Origin of the sequence: Dyadobacter sp. CY343, from assembly GCF_021390335.1 — a bacterium.
Lineage (GTDB): Bacteria > Bacteroidota > Bacteroidia > Cytophagales > Spirosomataceae > Dyadobacter.
In genome coordinates this window covers 278,136-295,716 of the sequence record NZ_JAJUXK010000006.1, presented here as the reverse complement: position 1 = coordinate 295,716, position 17,581 = coordinate 278,136, and the positions used below count along the sequence as shown (strand labels likewise).

Annotated in this window: 13 protein-coding genes and 1 tRNA gene; 5 read left to right on the top strand and 9 right to left on the bottom strand. The window is 47.3% G+C overall.

What is annotated here, in order from left to right:
* Positions 1 to 144 precede the first annotated feature (144 nt).
* The 3 genes from LZG94_RS21160 to LZG94_RS21150 form a co-directional block, all read right to left on the bottom strand.
* Positions 145 to 855 (bottom strand): glycosyltransferase family 2 protein, encoded by a 711-nt coding sequence (locus LZG94_RS21160; RefSeq protein ID WP_233793754.1) that lies wholly within the window; start codon positions 853 to 855, stop codon positions 145 to 147.
* Between the two features lie 50 nt (positions 856 to 905).
* Entirely contained in the window at positions 906 to 1,814 is a 909-nt protein-coding gene (locus tag LZG94_RS21155) for an ROK family protein (protein WP_215235067.1), read from the bottom strand.
* Positions 1,815 to 1,886: 72 nt separating this feature from the next.
* Positions 1,887 to 2,597 (bottom strand): SDR family oxidoreductase, encoded by a 711-nt coding sequence (locus tag LZG94_RS21150; protein WP_233793753.1) that lies wholly within the window; start codon positions 2,595 to 2,597, stop codon positions 1,887 to 1,889.
* Between the two features lie 60 nt (positions 2,598 to 2,657).
* On the opposite strand from LZG94_RS21150, the gene LZG94_RS21145 reads away from it, so the two are divergent.
* Positions 2,658 to 3,386: an ABC transporter permease gene (locus tag LZG94_RS21145; RefSeq protein ID WP_233793861.1), complete on the top strand. Its 729-nt coding sequence runs from the start codon at positions 2,658 to 2,660 to the stop codon at positions 3,384 to 3,386.
* 27 nt (positions 3,387 to 3,413) lie between these two features.
* The gene (locus LZG94_RS21140) at positions 3,414 to 4,160 is read left to right on the top strand and encodes an ABC transporter ATP-binding protein (RefSeq protein WP_233793752.1); all 747 of its coding nucleotides are present in this window, start codon (positions 3,414 to 3,416) and stop codon (positions 4,158 to 4,160) included.
* Between the two features lie 8 nt (positions 4,161 to 4,168).
* Here LZG94_RS21140 and LZG94_RS21135 read toward each other — a convergent pair whose 3' ends face one another.
* From LZG94_RS21135 to LZG94_RS21110, 6 genes are all read right to left on the bottom strand, one after another.
* Positions 4,169 to 5,668, bottom strand: coding sequence for a lipopolysaccharide biosynthesis protein (locus tag LZG94_RS21135; RefSeq protein ID WP_233793751.1), 1,500 nt, complete (start codon positions 5,666 to 5,668; stop codon positions 4,169 to 4,171).
* Between the two features lie 122 nt (positions 5,669 to 5,790).
* On the bottom strand, positions 5,791 to 6,396 hold the full coding sequence (locus LZG94_RS21130) for a TetR/AcrR family transcriptional regulator (RefSeq protein ID WP_233793750.1): 606 nt from the start codon (positions 6,394 to 6,396) through the stop codon (positions 5,791 to 5,793).
* Positions 6,397 to 6,628: 232 nt separating this feature from the next.
* A tRNA-Gln gene (locus LZG94_RS21125) sits at positions 6,629 to 6,699 on the bottom strand.
* Between the two features lie 66 nt (positions 6,700 to 6,765).
* A complete protein-coding gene (fabD, locus tag LZG94_RS21120) occupies positions 6,766 to 7,644 on the bottom strand; it encodes an ACP S-malonyltransferase (protein ID WP_233793860.1) in 879 nt (292 codons plus the stop codon).
* A 98-nt stretch (positions 7,645 to 7,742) separates the two neighbouring features.
* A complete protein-coding gene (locus tag LZG94_RS21115) occupies positions 7,743 to 10,646 on the bottom strand; it encodes a gliding motility-associated C-terminal domain-containing protein (protein WP_233793749.1) in 2,904 nt (967 codons plus the stop codon).
* Positions 10,647 to 10,832: 186 nt separating this feature from the next.
* The gene (locus LZG94_RS21110) at positions 10,833 to 13,721 is read right to left on the bottom strand and encodes a gliding motility-associated C-terminal domain-containing protein (RefSeq protein WP_233793748.1); all 2,889 of its coding nucleotides are present in this window, start codon (positions 13,719 to 13,721) and stop codon (positions 10,833 to 10,835) included.
* 283 nt (positions 13,722 to 14,004) lie between these two features.
* Here LZG94_RS21110 and LZG94_RS21105 point away from each other — a divergent pair, with 283 nt between their 5' ends.
* From LZG94_RS21105 to LZG94_RS21095, 3 genes are all read left to right on the top strand, one after another.
* Complete coding sequence (locus tag LZG94_RS21105; RefSeq protein ID WP_215235058.1) at positions 14,005 to 14,676, top strand: succinate dehydrogenase cytochrome b subunit; 672 nt, start codon at positions 14,005 to 14,007, stop codon at positions 14,674 to 14,676.
* Positions 14,677 to 14,742: 66 nt separating this feature from the next.
* Positions 14,743 to 16,731 carry a fumarate reductase/succinate dehydrogenase flavoprotein subunit gene (locus tag LZG94_RS21100; protein ID WP_233793747.1) on the top strand — a complete coding sequence of 663 codons (1,989 nt, stop codon included), beginning with the start codon at positions 14,743 to 14,745 and terminating at the stop codon, positions 16,729 to 16,731.
* A gap of 73 nt (positions 16,732 to 16,804) precedes the next feature.
* Positions 16,805 to 17,557 (top strand): succinate dehydrogenase/fumarate reductase iron-sulfur subunit, encoded by a 753-nt coding sequence (locus tag LZG94_RS21095; RefSeq protein ID WP_233793859.1) that lies wholly within the window; start codon positions 16,805 to 16,807, stop codon positions 17,555 to 17,557.
* Positions 17,558 to 17,581 lie beyond the last annotated feature (24 nt).

Here is a 17,581-nt window from a genome sequence, read left to right as displayed (position 1 = left end):
CGGCTAACGTATATCGGATAACGTATAGAACCGGACGTTTCGATCTGAGTCCATTTTTTCAAGATCGTACAAACAAAAATGCCGGAAACTGATCAGGAATCCGGCGTTTCTATTCGTACTTTAAATATTTACCTGACAAGAACCTTAACTTCCCAGCCCGTACCGAACAATGCAATACAAGGCGCGGAAACCGTCTTTCCAGTTGATTTTCTTCCCTTCTTCGTAGGTACGACCATAATAAGATACACCTACTTCGTAAATTCTGATCTTGGGAATCTTGGATATTTTCGCAGTTACCTCAGGCTCAAAACCAAATCTTTTTTCGTGGAGTGAAAGGTTTTTCAGTAGATCTGAGCGGAATAGCTTGTAACATGTTTCCATATCTGTGAGATTCAGATTGGTAAACATATTGCTCAGAAACGTCAGGAATTTGTTGCCGATCGTGTGCCAGAAGAAAAGGATCCGGTGCGGCCGCCCTCCCATAAAGCGGGAACCGTAAACCACATCGGCATATCCGTCGACAACCGGTTTTAACAAAATATTAAACTCCTGCGGATCATATTCAAGATCTGCATCCTGCACGATAATATAATCGCCCGTTGCCCGGCGAAAGCCTGTATGCAATGCAGCGCCTTTCCCCTGATTGACCTCGTGGCGATAGTAGCTGATCTCTAATTGTGGGTTTTCGGTGATAAACCGCTGCGCGACTCCCTCCGTATTGTCCGAAGAGCAATCGTTCACGATCACAATTTCTTTTTGAAAGCCACTTATTAATTCAACAGATTTAAGCTTATCCAGTACTTTCCAGATTGTTTTTTCTTCGTTGTAAGCAGGAACTATTACTGATAATTTCATCCGGAATTAAATGCCTAGAATTGATATTTTTATTTTAAATGGCTCTTTTCTTAGTCAAAACACAAGGAAGCAGCGCCAAGCAGACCCGCATCATTTGCTAAGGTAGCGCGTTTCACTGTAATGGTTTTCAAATAATATGGAGTTAGCCAGTATTTGAAACGTTCGTTAATGGCGGGCAAAATAAATTCAAACGAAGCAGAAATACCACCGCCGATCAAAATAGTTGTAATGTCGAGGATACGCACCATTGAAACCAAACCTTCGCCGAGCAGGTAGCCCATTTCAGTGAAAACCTGCTTTGCAAGTTCATCGCCGCCGGAAGCCGCAGCAACCAGGCCGGTGGTAGAAATAGTACCGTCTGCTGGTAACTGTGTGGTACCTGTATAGTTGGCGCGCATGGTATTGGCGAGGTCAAGCAGTTCCTTTTTGCCAATATTCCGCTCTAAAACTTTGCCGTTTTTCGAAGGTACGTGCCCGGGTTCCATCGCGTTACCGCCGCCGCCTTTGAATACTTTCTTGTCAATAATAGCCGCGCCGCCGATTCCGGTACCGAGTGTTACGAAAATGTAGTCCTCAGGAAGTTTGTCTTCTCCAAAATAATATTCGCCCAAAGCAGCTGCGTTGGCGTCATTTTCCAGATAAAAGTCGTGATTTGGAAATCTTGTTTTCAGGTCAGGAACGATTGCGATACCGTCAATTTCAGGAATTGCAGTGATTTCGATCAGTGTAGTTCTATCTCGGGTTGTGAGCCCCGGAACACCGATTCCTACCTTCTTTACCTCGGGATATTCGACAAGCTGCAATGCGATCGCATCACCTAAACGTTCTATAAAATGTCCTGAGGTGCGCCAGCTGGCGGTATCATGGCTGTAAAAATTTGAAATTCTCCCATCCGTAGCGTCAACGATTCCCATTTTTACGTTAGTACCGCCCACGTCTATGCCGAGGTATTGTTCCATGAAACAAGTTAGAGGTTTAATAAATAATTTTAAAAATGTGGCAATTTAGTAAAAATTGCGCTACGTACACTATCAATCAAGGTCTCCCAGCTGTGGCCGGATCAAAATTTCCTCTACTACCGTGCGCCCCGAAAGTGAATAGGTTGACCAGATTGCTTCCGCCACATCTTTGGCGTCAATAAACCTGTCTTCCGGCAACGTGGTGCCTTTCCAGCTATCAGTAAGCGTCGCGCCCGGAAGTACCGCGGTGACCTTTACCTGATGCGGCTTCATTTCCTCCCGGAGCACTTTTGTCATACCATAAAGCGCAAATTTTGAGATGCAATAGGAGCCTCCGTTGGGATATGCGATGATGCTGGCAGTGGAGCAAAGTGTAAAAATATGCCCCTTTTTCCTGTCCATCATTTCCGGCAAAAGAGCCCGTGTGAGATAATATGCGCTGTACACATTCGTCTCGATCGTCTTTTCCAAAACCCCGTCCGGCTCATTGTGGACCTGGCCTGGAATAAATACGCCGGTGTTATTGATTAGTACGTCTGCCGCACGGTTTTTCGATTTAATAAAATCAATAAATGCATGCAGTTCCTCCTTTACCGACAGGTCGGCGCGGAATATGAAAAGTTGTGAATGCGGATATTTTGAAGTCTGTGCTTCTTTCAGTTCCTGCAAGTCGTTTTCGTTTCTTGCGCAGGTAATAATATCAAATCCCTCCGCCGAAAATTGCTCAATTACCGCCCGCCCGATTCCTTTTGTTCCTCCGGTAACTACCGCTAATGGATTCATTTTTCTGAATGCTTCTTTTTTTGCCTAATTTTCCCGAAAATATTGAATACTATTAAGATTATGTCCGTAATCGGGAAATACTTTATTTTTTTAGGAATGCTCTTCGGGAAGGGAGAAAAGCTGTCGGTTTACTGGCGGCGGCTGATGGAAGAGTGCGTGGGCATCGGGGTGAGTTCTGTTTTCATTGTAGCTATCGTTTCCACATTTATCGGGGCGGTTTCATGTATTCAAACTGCATATAACCTCGTCAGTCCGATCATCCCTATCTCCACGGTGGCATTGATCGTGCGCGATATGTCTATACTTGAACTTGCGCCGACCATTACCTGTATCGTTCTCGCGGGAAAAGTAGGCTCCAATATCGCCAGTGAGCTGGGTACCATGCGGATCACCGAGCAGGTGGACGCATTGGAAGTAATGGGCATTAACTCAGCGTCTTATTTAGTTTTGCCAAAGGTGATAGCTGCGATGCTGACGTTTCCTATGCTCGTTATTTTCGCCGGGTTTTTAAATATTTTCGGCGGTTACATGGCAGGAACATTGACGGGAGTGATCACGGAGAGGGATTATCTGAATGGTATCCGGGATTCTTTTGTTCCGTATAATATCTTTTTTATGTGTGTAAAACCGTTTGTTTTCGGTTTTCTGATTGCGACAATATCTTCATTCAAGGGTTATTTCACACAAGGCGGCGCATTGGAAGTAGGGAAAGCGAGCACGGGTGCGGTTACAAATAGCTGTATTTCTGTTTTGGTTGCAGATTACCTGCTTGCGCAATTGCTTCTGTAATCACCCGACCGCTCATTTTTGTAGACAATGATTGAAATAAATAATATCAGCAAGTCTTTCAATGGTAAAGAGGTTTTAAAGGGAATCACTTCCACTTTTAAAAAAGGGGAAACAAACCTGATTATCGGAGGCAGTGGTACCGGGAAAAGCGTTTTACTGAAATGCATGATCGGCCTCGTGAAACCCGACAAGGGGAATGTGCTTTACAATGGCCGTGATTTTTACAACAGCGATAAAGAAGTGCAGCAATCGATCCGCCGTGAAATGGGCGTACTTTTCCAGGGCGGGGCGCTTTTTGATTCTAAAACAGTCGAAGAAAACGTGCGGTTTCCATTGGATATGCTGACGGACCAGAGCGTTCAGGAAAAGCAGGACCGGGTTGCATTCTGCTTGCAGCGCGTAGGTTTGGAAGCTGCCGCCAAAAGAATGCCTTCGGAGATCAGCGGCGGGATGAAAAAACGGGTAGGCATTGCCCGGGCGATCGTTATGAACCCGATGTACCTGTTTTGCGACGAACCCAACTCAGGTCTCGATCCATTGACTTCGGTTAAAATCGATGAGCTGATCAAAGAAATCACAGAAGAATATCAGATTACCACAATTATTATTACCCACGATATGAACTCTGTGATGGAGATCGGGCAGAATATTATGTTTTTGTATCAGGGAGATAAATTGTGGGAAGGAATTAGTTCCGATATTATCAAAACCGATGTACCCGAACTGAAAGAATTTCTCTTCTCCAATAAGCTCCTCAGGGAGATGGAGCGCTGATCAGACTGTTACTTTCTAAAAAAAGGCAGATTTTTTCGTTCAATCATAAAAACGAAGGCCGCAAATACTGCAAACAATCCAATATGGATAGTTACTGACATCCACAGCTCCGGAATACTGAACTGCGAAGAAGCCCAGATCAGCAGCGTACCTACTCCAAAATAGCCCAAAGCCGATTTTACATCGTAAGGCACCGGATAATGCTTTTGTCCGTAATAATAGCAGAGCGCCAGCATCACAAATCCTGACAGCGCGAATGCGATCGCAAAACCCAGATAGCCGATCCGTGGCACCAGCAAAAAGCTTGATGCGATTGTAATAGCTGCGCCAATCAGCGTAAACCAGGTGCCAAACTGCGTGTTGTCCGTCAGCTTAAACCACGTAGCAACATTATAATATACTCCCAAGAATAGATATCCCGCCAGCAGCCAGGGCACGACCGGCAAGCCTTGGTGGTAGATTTTCTGCTTTAAAAACAGCGCTGCAAACAGATCCAGGTTCAGCGAAATTCCGACCCACATCAGCGTGCAGATAATGATGAAGTATTTGGTAACCTTGGCGAATATCGGCGGCGCATTTTTGTCTTCTCCCTTTGAGAAAAAGAAAGGCTCTGCGGCATATTTAAATGCCTGAATAGCCAGATTCATGAAAATTGAGAGCTTGTAACACTGCACATAAATCCCGATCGAAGTTTTCTTACTCTGTCCGGCATAGAAGCCCTCAGGCAGCAGGAATTGAATAAATGTCCTGTCAAAAAGCATATTCAGGATCCCGCCCGCATTCATGATCAATATCGGAAATGCATATACCCAGACTGGCTGAAAAAGTGTTTTGTTAAACACAAACCGAAATCCGTAAAACTCCTGCCGCAACCACCAGAAGAATAGGAGGTTGGCAATCAAATTGGCCAGTACGATGTAATCCGGCGCATTTGCGGGATCATAGAAAAGGTCAATGAGCGGTCGGACAAAGTCGAGGTATTTCCCGGCGTGAATATCCCGGCAAATAATCAGAAAGAAGATATTCAGGAAAATATTGACGAGAATATTCGCCACGCGGACTACCACAAACTTTTTCCCTTTTCCTTCCAGTCGCAGCTTCGCAAATGGGATCGCAACAATCGCGTCAATCGCCATGATGATAGCGAACATTCGGACAATCGAAACGCTTTCGGGATATCGGATCGCTTGTGCTGCATCCGTCGCAAAAATGAAAATCAGCCCGGAAAAAAACAGGCTGACAATCATTACTGCGCTTAAAATGAGATTATAGTAGGTTTTTCGGTCGGCTTCCTGACGTGCGAAACGGAAGAAAGCGGTTTCCATTCCAAATGTATAAAGTACCATAGCCAGGCCGGCGTAGGCGTACATCTGTCCCTGTGCTGCAATTTGGTCGGGCTCAAACAGGTCTGTGTGAAGTGCTACCAGCAGGTAATTCAGAAACCGGCCCAGCATTGTGCTGATACCGTATGTGGCAGTTTCACCAGCTAATTTTTTAAGAACACTCATATTTTTTAGCCCGTAGCCTTTCGTGCAATGGACAGGCTTTATTCAAAAGGTATCGGTATTATCATATTGATGCGCAAATATAGTTTACGGTTAATTTAAAACAGGGATTAACTGTAACTATGCTATTCCCGGATATCCGTGATGATATGCTCAATAACCTTTTCGATACGCTGCCAGCCTTCGTCGGAATACAGGTCTACATCGATCATTTTTTGGCGGTAGTCCGTAGAAATGGTCATAAAATAGATTCCCGCCGTCAAGAATGATACAAGCGCGCTGGTGTCGCTGTAATTAGGCAGATCGCCGATCTTGTTAAGGATCTTGGCCGCTACCTGGTTTCTCGCGTCCGACAGCATCGATTTGCCCGTCCCGATTTCCCATCTCAGCAGATCCCGCGTTGCTTTCCGCTCGCGCAGATCGTGCAGAAAGGTTTGCATCAGGTCGTTGAGCGCTTTGCCGCGCTCTTCCGGGCTCAGGGTAGGGATATTGTCGATGTAATCCATACTTGTCGTCGAAGTGTATTCGCCCGATCTCACATATTGCTCCATCAGGCCGTCCACACTTTCGAAATACCTGTAAATCAGCACTTTGTTTACTCCGGCGGTGCGGGCAATAAGGTTCACGCCAACCTTTTCGGTACCGTGCTGTTCAATTACTTCGCCAACAGCTTTGAGGATTTTGCTCTTGGTGCGCTCGCGGTCGCGCTTCTTAACTTTTTCAATTTTCATACGGGGTGCATTTAGGTTAAAACATATAAATGTAATATTTCATCTGGAAATTTTATACAATCCCAATGCCATAAGTCACCAAATCCCGATATTCGTAGCCTAACACCCTTAAATTTAGTTTGAAATTGCCTTTCTGGCTCGTGGTGCGGGATTTCATATTCTAATTTGTACACATTCTTAAAAAGGAAGGCACAAAAAAAGAGCTCAGAAAACTGAGCTCTTTAAGTTACTGTTGGCCGACAAGGACTCGAACCCTGAATAAGACAACCAAAATGTCCTGTGTTACCATTACACCATCGGCCAAAACCGTAAACAGTGGTGCAAAAGTAATGTGACGAGACTAAGTTGTCAAGCTTTTGCGTAAAAAAATTAAATACTTCGTACTTCGACCGTATTTGCGATTTTCTTTACGAGGCCTTGCAACACCTTTCCGGGACCACATTCTATAAACACTTCTGCACCGTCAGCTACCATCTGCTCAATGGATTGCGTCCATCTTACCGGTGAAGTCAGCTGTGCGATCAGGTTCTCTTTGATTACCGTAACTTCTGTTGCAGGTTTCGCATTTACATTTTGGTAAACGGGGCAAACAGGCGGTTCAAACTGTGCTGCGTGGATCGCATCTGCCAGTTCCTGCCGTGCAGGCTCCATCAATGGCGAGTGAAAAGCGCCACCTACCTGCAAAATCAATGCTCTTTTGGCTCCCGCTGCCTTCAATAGTTCGCAAGCTTTTTCAACACCTTCTACCGAGCCGGATATCACGACCTGTCCGGGACAGTTGTAATTGGCAGGTACGACGATCTCATTCGTAATGCCCGCGCAAATTTCCTCAATCACATGATCAGCAAGCCCGAGAATGGCAGCCATCGTAGAGGGGCGGATCTCGCAGGCTTTCTGCATAGCGTCCGCGCGTTTAGCCACAAGTTCAAGTCCCTCTTCGAAAGACAGCGTACCGGCAGCTACCAATGCCGAGAATTCGCCCAGTGAATGCCCAGCAACCATATTGGGGTTAAAATCAGTATTGATCTTTGCTAAAATCACGGAATGTATAAAAATCGCAGGCTGCGTCACATTCGTTTGTTTGAGCTCCTCGTCGGTTCCTTCAAACATGATTTTGGTAATATCGAAGCCTAATACTTCATTGGCTTTTTCAAAAAGCGTCTTTGCCGAATCGGAAGACTGGTAAAGATCAAGCCCCATTCCTTTAAACTGGGATCCCTGTCCGGGAAAAATATATGCCCTTTTCATCATGCTGGATTTTAGTTTGTTTACAACGAAAATAAAAAGCCCGCACAAGCTGCGCGGGCTACAAAGGAAATAATTGCATTCGAAAGAAAAAATATCACCTACCTGAGCAGCTGTACCCATCCTTTGATGGTAGTGGGGTCGCTTTGTTTTTTGGAAGATTCAAAATAGACGGTCACTTCGTAGTAGTACTGGCCTGCGGCGAGGTCCTTTCCTGCATTGGTTTTCCCGTTCCAGTTGATATTGACATCGTTTGTCGAGAAGACTTTTGCACCCCAGCGGTTGAAAACCCTGAATTCAAGCGACTGCACAAATGCGGGGCATTCGTAAGGCTGGAAGTTATCGTTTTTAGAATCGCCATTGGGTGTAAATACATTAGGCAGCACATACATCGGGCAGTTGTCCTTGCAAACAATATTGCTCGGCGCGCTTTCAGCACCAAACCTGTTGACAGCCGTCACATAATAACATCCCGCAAAAGAAGTAAGCCCGGCGTGGTCGTAAGTGGTGGCCAGCGGCGCAGGGGGGATAGTAACCGTGGCGATCAGGCCCGGCGTCTCATCTTCATAGCGGGCATAATACACCTTGTAAGCCGAAACGTTCGGGTCGCATTCTTTTCCGTCCACCTGCTGTTGATAAGTCCAGGAAAGGTGGTTGGTAAAAGTAGGGGAGTCGCAGAATGCATCCGGGTGCGCATTGAGCGAATCGCAGTTAAGCGGGTCCAGGGCCAACACCGGCGGGCAGGGCTTGGTGGTATCCGAAGAAGACACGCAAAGTATCTGCGAAAAGTTGTTAAGTACAGCCGGCCTGATCTGGCTGTTGTTGTAAGAACCCACCGTTTCTACTTTGTAGCAATAGGTCGAATCGTTGACGATCGTCACATTGACCGTACCATCGGCGGCATACCTGTCTACGCCGTCATCTGTAAATGTAAAGTTCTGGCTTGGACCAACGGGCACGTCGGCAATGCGGTTGAATGTGCCCGGCCTGGTTTTGTCCTCACGATAAACCCTGTGCACGCGGTTAGAGTTGTCCCAGGGCACCAGCGCCGACCAGTTGATGCGGACACGCGTCGGTTCGGCTGCGCCTTGTTCCAACCGGACACTGCTGGCCGTTTCTGTTTCATCAAATTTAACCAGCTGTCCGCCTTGCGTGGTCCAATATTCGAGCTTGTAGTTGTATGGGTTAACCTGGGTATTCAATCCCCTGTCCACAAAAATCGTATCTGGCGCACCTGCTATCAAATTAGTATTGATGGTTGCAATCAAGGTAAATGCAGTCCCGCTCTGGCCGGTAGCGCGGAAAAGGCGGTACTGAGCAGGTAGGCCCGAAGCTGCGGCTGGCTTAGTCCATTTAACTGTAATAACCCCTCTTGTTTCGCTAGTCGTATCCACTGTTACATTGGTGATAACCGGCATTAAAATTGGCAGTTTCAGACAGAATTCGTCAGAAGCCATACTTTCTCCGCCCCCTATCAAACTCCCAGGCTCAGCGCCGGTAGTACCTGGTCTTGGGAAAATCACGACCAGGCGGTAGCTGTAAGAAACGCCCGGACGGAGACCGTCGCCGCCATTATTGTCCAGAAAAGTCGTCTGGGTAACCGGCACGCGCCCTACTTCTTCATACCCAGAACCAGCGGGGATACCGGTGATACAAACGTCTTCTGGAATATCGGTACAGCCTTCTTTTCTATAAATAACGACCCTTGCTCCATTCACCAGGCATTTATAAGCATCCCAGTTGAGCCGGTAAGCAGTGCCTGCCGGGTCGGTAGCGGCCACTGCCCGCAGGCCGGTGGGTTTGGGCCCGTACACTTTAATGCTTAAAGTGGTCATATCCACCAGCTTTCGGAACAGTCCCGGGTTGGGCGTTCCGGGGGCAGGTGAGTCTTCTACTTTAAAAAGCACATCATAAGGTTCAAGGCGGATGTGGTCGCAGGAAGTCTGCCAGGTAAACTGGCCGGTGACCGTGTTCTGGGCACCCTGCTGGGCTACATTGAATGCGGCCAATGCAGGTTTGATCAGGCCATTCTGGTACACCCCACCGGTGGAGGTCAATGTAAGCCGGTCGCCATTTTTGTCAGTGGCTTTGATCTGCTGGTTAATAAAAGTGCCAGCCTCGACGCACAGGTCAGGTAGCGGGTCCATTAAAGGCCGGTCGTTGCGGGCATCGTCGACGATGATCTGCATATCTCTTACAATCCGCCCGATCAGAACCCCGTCCCGCCATTCTTCTACGGTAAAAGCTACATTATAATACCCCTTCGTAACAGGCGCATCCCAAATCAGGTCACCGGTTACCTCATTGAGGCTGAATGTAGCAGGCGATGCACCGCCCTCGGTCTGGCCTGGAGCTCCGATCTGATTCGGATTTACATATTGTAAATTAACTCCCGCACCATTTACGCCGCTTTGCTGTGGAACAAAAAGGCGATAGGCGAGGCTGTCACCGTCGGCGTCGAATGCATTTGGATTATGGATATACCGCTGTCCCACAGCCGCCAGATCAATAGGCGCATTGAGAAGAACGGGCGTTTGATTTGCACCGAACTGCGGATTGATTTCAAGAATAGTACTTACATAAAAGTTGAGACTTTGCGTCGGCGGCGGGCCGATATTAAGAATTCCGTTGTTGCGGTTATCTTCTTCAAATGATATCCGGTAGGCCGCCGCAGTGGGGAAAGTGTAATTGAGAATGTAAGTATTTCGAGTGGTATTGTTGCCAATATCCGGTGGCACACGTTCAACACGCGGCGCTTCCAGGATCACAGGTGTGCCGGTAGACCGAACGTTTCCAATCGTAAAAAATATCGAATTCTGAGCATCTGCGGCACCTTCTCCGTTTTGCATATCAAAATATGCAGTGAGTTTGAGCTCGTAGGTCAGCCCGGAAAGCCTTCTAGCTGTAATTTCACCAGCCCGGATGTGCGTCGCCGCGGCATCAAAACTGGCCAATAGCAGACAAACCGAAAAGATATATGGTAGGATTCGTAGAAAAGAGCGCATAGATATCAGAATCAACTAATTGGATAGAGGTTGTTGGTACCGTTAAATAATCCTTCAACTGTTTTATTGAACGAAAATTTAAAACAAAAATGTGTACCCTCCGAAGCGAATATATGTGTTTATGTACACTTATAAAATAGCTTCATCAACCAAACCCGACCTCTTAAACCTGATATCTACGAATTCCTACCTGAGCAGCTGTACCCATCCTTTGATGGTAGTGGGGTCGCTTTGTTTTTTGGAAGATTCAAAATAGACGGTCACTTCGTAGTAGTACTGGCCTGCGGCGAGGTCCTTTCCTGCATTGGTTTTCCCGTTCCAGTTGATATTGACATCGTTTGTCGAGAACACTTTTGCTCCCCATCGGTTGAAAACCCTGAATTCGAGTGACTGCACAAATGCAGGGCATTCGTAAGGCTGGAAGATATCGTTTTTAGAATCGCCATTTGGTGTAAAAACATTGGGCAGCACATACATCGGGCAGTTATCCTTGCAGACAATATTGCTCGGCGCGCTTTCAGCACCAAACCTGTTGACAGCCGTCACATAATAACATCCCGCAAACGAAGTTAATCCCGCGTGGTTATAAGTGGTCGCCAGCGGCGCAGGCGGGATCGTCACCGTAGCGATCAAAGCTGGTGTTTCGTCTTCATACCTGGCATAGTATACTTTGTAAGCCGATACATTCGGGTCGCATTCTTTTCCATCTACCTGCTGTGGATAAGTCCAGGAAAGGTGGTTGGTAAAAGTAGGGGAGTCGCAGAATGCATCCGGGTGCGCATTGAGCGAATCACAGTTGAGCGGGTCCAGGGCCAGTACCGGCGGGCACGGCTTGGTGGTATCCGAAGAAGACACACAAAGTATCTGTGAAAAGTTGTAAAGTACAGCCGGCCTGATTTGGCTGTTGTTGTAAGAACCCACCGTTTCTACTTTGTAGCAATAGGTCGAATCGTTGACGATCGTCACATTGACCGTACCATCGGCAGCATACCTGTCTACGCCGTCATCTGTAAATGTAAAGTTCTGGCTTGGACCAACGGGCACGTCGGCAATGCGGTTGAATGTGCCCGGCCTGGTTTTGTCCTCACGATAAACCCTGTGCACGCGGTTAGCGTTGTCCCAGGGGACCAGCGCCGACCAGTTGATGCGCACGCGGGTAGGCTCGGCAGCGCCTTGTTCAAGCCGGACACTGCTGGCCGTTTCAGTTTCGTCAAATTTGACCAGCTGCCCGCCCTGGGTAGTCCAGTATTCAAGCTTGTAATTGTATGGGTTGACCTGGGTATTCAATCCCCTGTCGACAAAAATCGTATCGGGCACGCCTGCTACCAGGTTGGTATTGATCGTTGCGACCAATGTAAATGCAGTCCCGCTCTGGCCGGTAGCGCGGAAAATGCGGTACTGGGCAGGTAGGCCCGAAGCTGCGGCTGGCTTGGTCCATTTAACCGTAATAACCCCTCTTGTTTCGCTAGTCGTATCCACTGTTACATTGGTGATAACCGGCATTAAAATTGGCAGTTTCAGACAGAATTCGTCAGAAGCCATACTTTCTCCGCCCCCTACCAAACTCCCAGGCTCAGCGCCGGTAGTACCTGGTCTTGGGAAAATCACGACCAGGCGGTAGCTGTAAGAAACGCCCGGACGGAGACCGTCGCCGCCATTATTGTCCAGAAAAGTAGTCTGGGTAACCGGTACGCGCCCCACTTCTTCATAGCCAGAACCAGCAGGGATACCGGTGATACAAACGTCTTCTGGAATATCGGTACAGCCTTCTTTTCTGTAAATAACAACCCTTGCGCCATTCACCTGGCATTTATAAGCATCCCAGTTGAGCCGGTAAGCAGTGCCTGCCGGGTCGGTAGCGGCCACTGCCCGCAGGCCAGTGGGTTTGGGCCCGTACACTTTAATGCTCAAAGTGGTCATATCCACCAGCTTTCGGAACAGGCCGGGGTTGGGCGTTCCGGGGGCAGGTGAGTCTTCTACTTTAAAAAGCACATCATAAGGTTCAAGGCGGATGTGGTCGCAGGAAGTCTGCCAGGTAAACTGGCCGGTGACCGTATTCTGGGAACCTTGCTGGGGCACATTGAATGCGGCCAGTGCAGGTTTGATCAAACCATTTTGGTACACCCCACCCGTGGAGGTCAATGTAAGCCGGTCGCCATTTTTGTCAGTGGCCTTAATCTGCTGGTTAATAAAAGTGCCAGCCTCGACGCACAGGTCAGGTAGCGGGTCCACTAAAGGCCGGTCGTTGCGGGCGTCTTCCACCAAAATCTGCATGTCCCGGACGATCTGGCCGATCAATACACCGTCCCTCCATTCCTCCACGATAAATGCTATATTATATTGCCCCTTCATAGTCGGTGCGTCCCAGACAAGATCGCCGGTTCTTTCATCAAGTGTGAAAGTAGCGGGTGTGGCGCCGTTTTCTGTCTGTCCGGGACCACCAATCAAATTCGGATGTTTATAGTCAATATTTACACCACGTCCACCCCCGCTGCTTTGTTGGGGTGTGAAGAGCTTATAGGCAAGGCTGTCGCCGTCGGCATCGAATGCATTTGGATTATGAATATACCGTTGTCCAACCGCAGCCACATCAATAGGCGGATTCAGGAGGACGGGCGTTTGGTTGCTGCCGAACTGTGCATTGATCTCCAATGTGCTGTGAACGAAGAAGTTAAGTCGATCCGTGGCAACTCCATTATTGAGGTTCAAAGTGCTTGCATTCCGGTTCTCCATTCTTACGGAGATCTGGTAAGGATTGGCAGAAGGGAAAGTGTACGTGGTGACGTACTCGTTGTAAGTAGTATTGTTACCGATGTTACGAATCGTGCCCCGTTCAACCCTCTTGGGGCCGTCCGTACCAAAATAAAATTCCACAAAAGTGGCTGCGTCCGCCGCTGTCTTACCCGGAGGCGAGACGTCGAAATAGGCGGAAAGCGTGATCTGGTAAGTCAGGCCGGATATGCGTTTTGCAGTAATTTCTCCTGCCCGGAAGTGGGTGGCTTTGACCTGTGAAACTGAAAAAAGAAGTACCGTAAAACAGATGAAAGTTAGGAGGGATCGTAAAGTAAGTGACATAGAGATTGGGAATTTTGCCTGATCATAAGTCTCAACGAAATATTTGACTCAAAATGTGTGTAAATAAAGGAAACAAACGCGGTTTTTTATGTGTTTAAACCCATGGTAAATACACTGATCAGCACCGGATTTATACAACTCAAAATTTCTCAATAATGATTATAAATAATAGCCTGCTACGCAAAAATGAACCCGTTTTATTGCCTGGGTACGGTTTGTGATATACCTTTGAAAGGTTCTAAATATACCTCATTTTTTTGCACTAAAACCATTTGTGTTTCATATGTCGTGGTTTTCACAAACGTTAACGAGCTCTATCGGCAAAAAGCTTCTGATGGCTCTTACCGGACTTTTTTTAATTAGCTTTCTGGTCATTCATGCGACCATTAATGCGATGATCTTTTACAATGACGGGGGCGAGACTTTTACTCATTGGGGTCACTTTATGGGAACAAACCCGATCATCCGCACGCTCGAAATCGTGTTGGTAGCCGGCTTCCTGATTCACATTGCCGACGGTCTTATTCTTTGGAAAAATAACAGGGAGGCGCGACCGATCGGTTACGCAGTCAACAACCGTTCTGCGAACAGCACCTGGTATTCGAGAAGTATGGGGTTGCTGGGTACGTTGCTGCTGATCTTTTTGGTCATTCACACGGCACATTTCTGGATTCCTAACCGTTCCAATCAGTTTGCGACCGGGGAGGAGCTCAATTTGTATCAGATGATGCTGGACATTTTCCAGAATATCTGGGTGGTGCTGATCTATGTCGGCGGATGTATCTCATTGTTCTGGCATTTGCTGCACGGTTTCAAAAGCGCATTTCAGTCACTGGGCTGGAACCACGTGAAATACAACGGTATCATTTCGTTTGTAGGAACAGCATTTTCAATCGTTATTCCGCTACTTTTTGCGTTGATGCCAATTTCCATGTATCTCGGGTGGGTTAAATAAAACGAGTGCCGGCTGATGCCGGTGATTCTTTTTTCTTTTTCAAAATTTCGATTAAATAAAAATAATATGGCGACTTCTTCTCGTCTGGATGCCAAAGTACCTCAGGGACCACTGGAAACTAAATGGAGTAAATACCGTTCTTCCGTACCTCTGGTAAATCCTGCGAATAAACGTAATCTTGAAATTATAGTAATAGGAACCGGATTGGCCGGGGCATCTGCCGCTGCCACGCTGGCGGAGCTGGGATATGCGGTAAAAGCCTTTTGTTTTCAGGATTCCCCCCGCCGCGCGCACTCGATTGCTGCGCAAGGAGGGATCAATGCAGCAAAAAACTATCAGAATGACGGTGACTCGATTTACCGTCTTTTTTATGATACGATCAAAGGAGGTGACTATCGCTCCAGAGAAGGTAATGTGCACCGTTTGGCAGAAGTATCAGGTAGCATTATCGACCAATGCGTAGCTGCCGGGGTGCCCTTTGCACGCGAATATGGCGGCTTACTTTCCAACCGTTCTTTCGGTGGAACACAGGTACAGAGAACATTTTATGCCGCCGGTCAAACTGGCCAGCAGTTGCTTTTAGGCGCATATTCAGGTTTGCAGCGTCAGGTTGGTATGGGTACTGTTAAAATGTACAACCGCCACGAAATGCTGGATATCGTGAATATCGACGGTAAATGCCGTGGTATCATCGCCAGAAACCTGATCACCGGGGAGCTGGAAAGACATGCTGCACACGCGGTATTGCTTTGCTCGGGCGGTTATGGTAACGTTTTCTACCTGTCGACGAATGCAATGGGTAGCAATGTGACCGCAGCCTGGAAAGCACATAAACGTGGCGCATTCTTCGGAAATCCATGTTTTACACAAATTCACCCTACTTGTATTCCGGTATCAGGAGAGCATCAATCGAAGCTTACGCTGATGTCCGAATCACTTCGTAATGATGGTAGGATCTGGGTGCCTAAAGCCAAAAACGATACACGTCCCGGTAACGAGATTCCTGAGGAAGAACGTGATTACTACCTGGAAAGACGTTACCCTGCATTCGGTAACCTGGTACCGCGTGATATCGCTTCGCGTGCTGCTAAGGAACGTTGCGATGCAGGTTATGGAGTAGGTAGTTCAAAACTGGCTGTTTTCCTTGACTTTGCTGCTGCGGTAGAACGTTATGGCAGAGCGGAAGCTAATAAAAATAATATTCATAATGCCTCCGATTCGGATATTATTGCATGGGGAAAAGCGGTTGTGAAAGAGAAGTATGGTAACCTGTTCGATATGTACAAACAGATCACAGGTGAAGATCCATACCAGGTTCCAATGCGTATTTACCCGGCTGTTCACTACACAATGGGCGGACTTTGGGTAGATTATAACTTAATGACCACTGTACCCGGACTGTATGCATTGGGTGAAGCGAATTTCTCGGATCACGGTGCAAACCGTCTGGGAGCTTCGGCGCTGATGCAGGGTTTGGCCGACGGTTATTTCGTAATTCCTTATACTATCGGATCTTACCTTTCAAATGAGATCAGGACCGGGAAAATATCTACTGAGCACGAAGTTTTTGTTAAAACAGAACAGGAAGTTCGCGAGCGTATTGAAAAACTACTGAAAATTCAGGGTAAAACATCTCCTGAAATATTCCACCGCCGCCTGGGTAAAATCATGTGGGATAAGTGTGGAATGGCGCGTAATGAGCAGGGTTTGAAAGAGGCGATCATTGAAATACGCCAGCTGAGAGAGGAGTTCTGGAGTGATGTAAAGGTAATGGGAACAGCGACCTACTTCAATCCTGAGCTGGATAAGGCAAACCGCGTGGCCGACTTTATCGAGTTGGGAGAATTAATGTGTATTGATGCCCTGACGAGAAATGAATCGTGTGGCGGTCACTTCCGGGAAGAATACCAGACCGAGGAAGGGGAGGCAATGCGGGACGATGAAAACTTCATGTTTGTGTCGGCCTGGGAGCATAAAGGACCTGAGGAATGGGAATTGCATAAGGAGGAGCTGATCTACGAGAACATTAAGATTGCCCAGAGGAGTTATAAATAATTAATAAGGCCGGATCCTGTCCGGGTGTACAATTTTCACAGCGTAAAGAATACAGAAAGATATGGAAGGAAATATGAGCTTGTCTCTGAAAGTTTGGAGGCAAAGTAATAAAGAGACAGCGGGTGGTTTTGAAAACTACAAGCTGGATAGCGTTTCCCCTGATATGTCATTCCTTGAAATGTTTGATGTGTTGAATGAACAACTCATTGAAGAAGGAAAAGAACCGGTTGCATTTGACCATGACTGCAGGGAAGGGATTTGCGGATCTTGCTCTATGTACATTAACGGCAGGCCTCACGGTCCGCTGAGAGGGGTCACTGTTTGCCAGCTGCACATGCGTTCCTTTAATGATGGGGATACCATCGTTGTGGAGCCATGGAGAGCACAGGCTTTTCCGGTAATTAAGGATCTTGTTGTTGACCGTGACGCATTCGATCGCGTAATTTCCGCGGGAGGTTTTGTATCGGTAAATACGGGTAATGCGCAGGATGCCAATAGCTTGCCGGTTCCAAAAGAGGCAGCTGATGATGCATTTTCTGCGGCGGCCTGTATTGGATGCGGAGCTTGCGTAGCTGCTTGCAAGAATGCTTCTGCGATGTTGTTTGTTTCTGCTAAAATATCACAGCTTGCATTGCTACCGCAAGGCCAGGCTGAACGTAGCATTCGTGCTGAGAAAATGGTGGCACAGATGGATGCAGAAGGATTCGGAGCATGTACGAATACAGGAGCTTGCTCGGCTGAGTGTCCGAAAGAGATCAGTATGGAGAATATAGCGCGTATGAATAGAGAATATATCGGCGCGAAGTTCTCATCTTCCGCAGTCTAGTTTTAGAGTAAATACCAATAAAAA

Coding starts and splice junctions, on each gene's coding strand:
- LZG94_RS21160 (WP_233793754.1), bottom strand. CDS start 855: ATGAAATTATCAGTAATAGTTCCTGCTTACAACGAAGAAAAAACAATC.
- LZG94_RS21155 (WP_215235067.1), bottom strand. CDS start 1,814: ATGGAACAATACCTCGGCATAGACGTGGGCGGTACTAACGTAAAAATG.
- LZG94_RS21150 (WP_233793753.1), bottom strand. CDS start 2,597: ATGAATCCATTAGCGGTAGTTACCGGAGGAACAAAAGGAATCGGGCGG.
- LZG94_RS21145 (WP_233793861.1), top strand. CDS start 2,658: ATGTCCGTAATCGGGAAATACTTTATTTTTTTAGGAATGCTCTTCGGG.
- LZG94_RS21140 (WP_233793752.1), top strand. CDS start 3,414: ATGATTGAAATAAATAATATCAGCAAGTCTTTCAATGGTAAAGAGGTT.
- LZG94_RS21135 (WP_233793751.1), bottom strand. CDS start 5,668: ATGAGTGTTCTTAAAAAATTAGCTGGTGAAACTGCCACATACGGTATC.
- LZG94_RS21130 (WP_233793750.1), bottom strand. CDS start 6,396: ATGAAAATTGAAAAAGTTAAGAAGCGCGACCGCGAGCGCACCAAGAGC.
- fabD (WP_233793860.1), bottom strand. CDS start 7,644: ATGAAAAGGGCATATATTTTTCCCGGACAGGGATCCCAGTTTAAAGGA.
- LZG94_RS21115 (WP_233793749.1), bottom strand. CDS start 10,646: ATGCGCTCTTTTCTACGAATCCTACCATATATCTTTTCGGTTTGTCTG.
- LZG94_RS21110 (WP_233793748.1), bottom strand. CDS start 13,721: ATGTCACTTACTTTACGATCCCTCCTAACTTTCATCTGTTTTACGGTA.
- LZG94_RS21105 (WP_215235058.1), top strand. CDS start 14,005: ATGTCGTGGTTTTCACAAACGTTAACGAGCTCTATCGGCAAAAAGCTT.
- LZG94_RS21100 (WP_233793747.1), top strand. CDS start 14,743: ATGGCGACTTCTTCTCGTCTGGATGCCAAAGTACCTCAGGGACCACTG.
- LZG94_RS21095 (WP_233793859.1), top strand. CDS start 16,805: ATGAGCTTGTCTCTGAAAGTTTGGAGGCAAAGTAATAAAGAGACAGCG.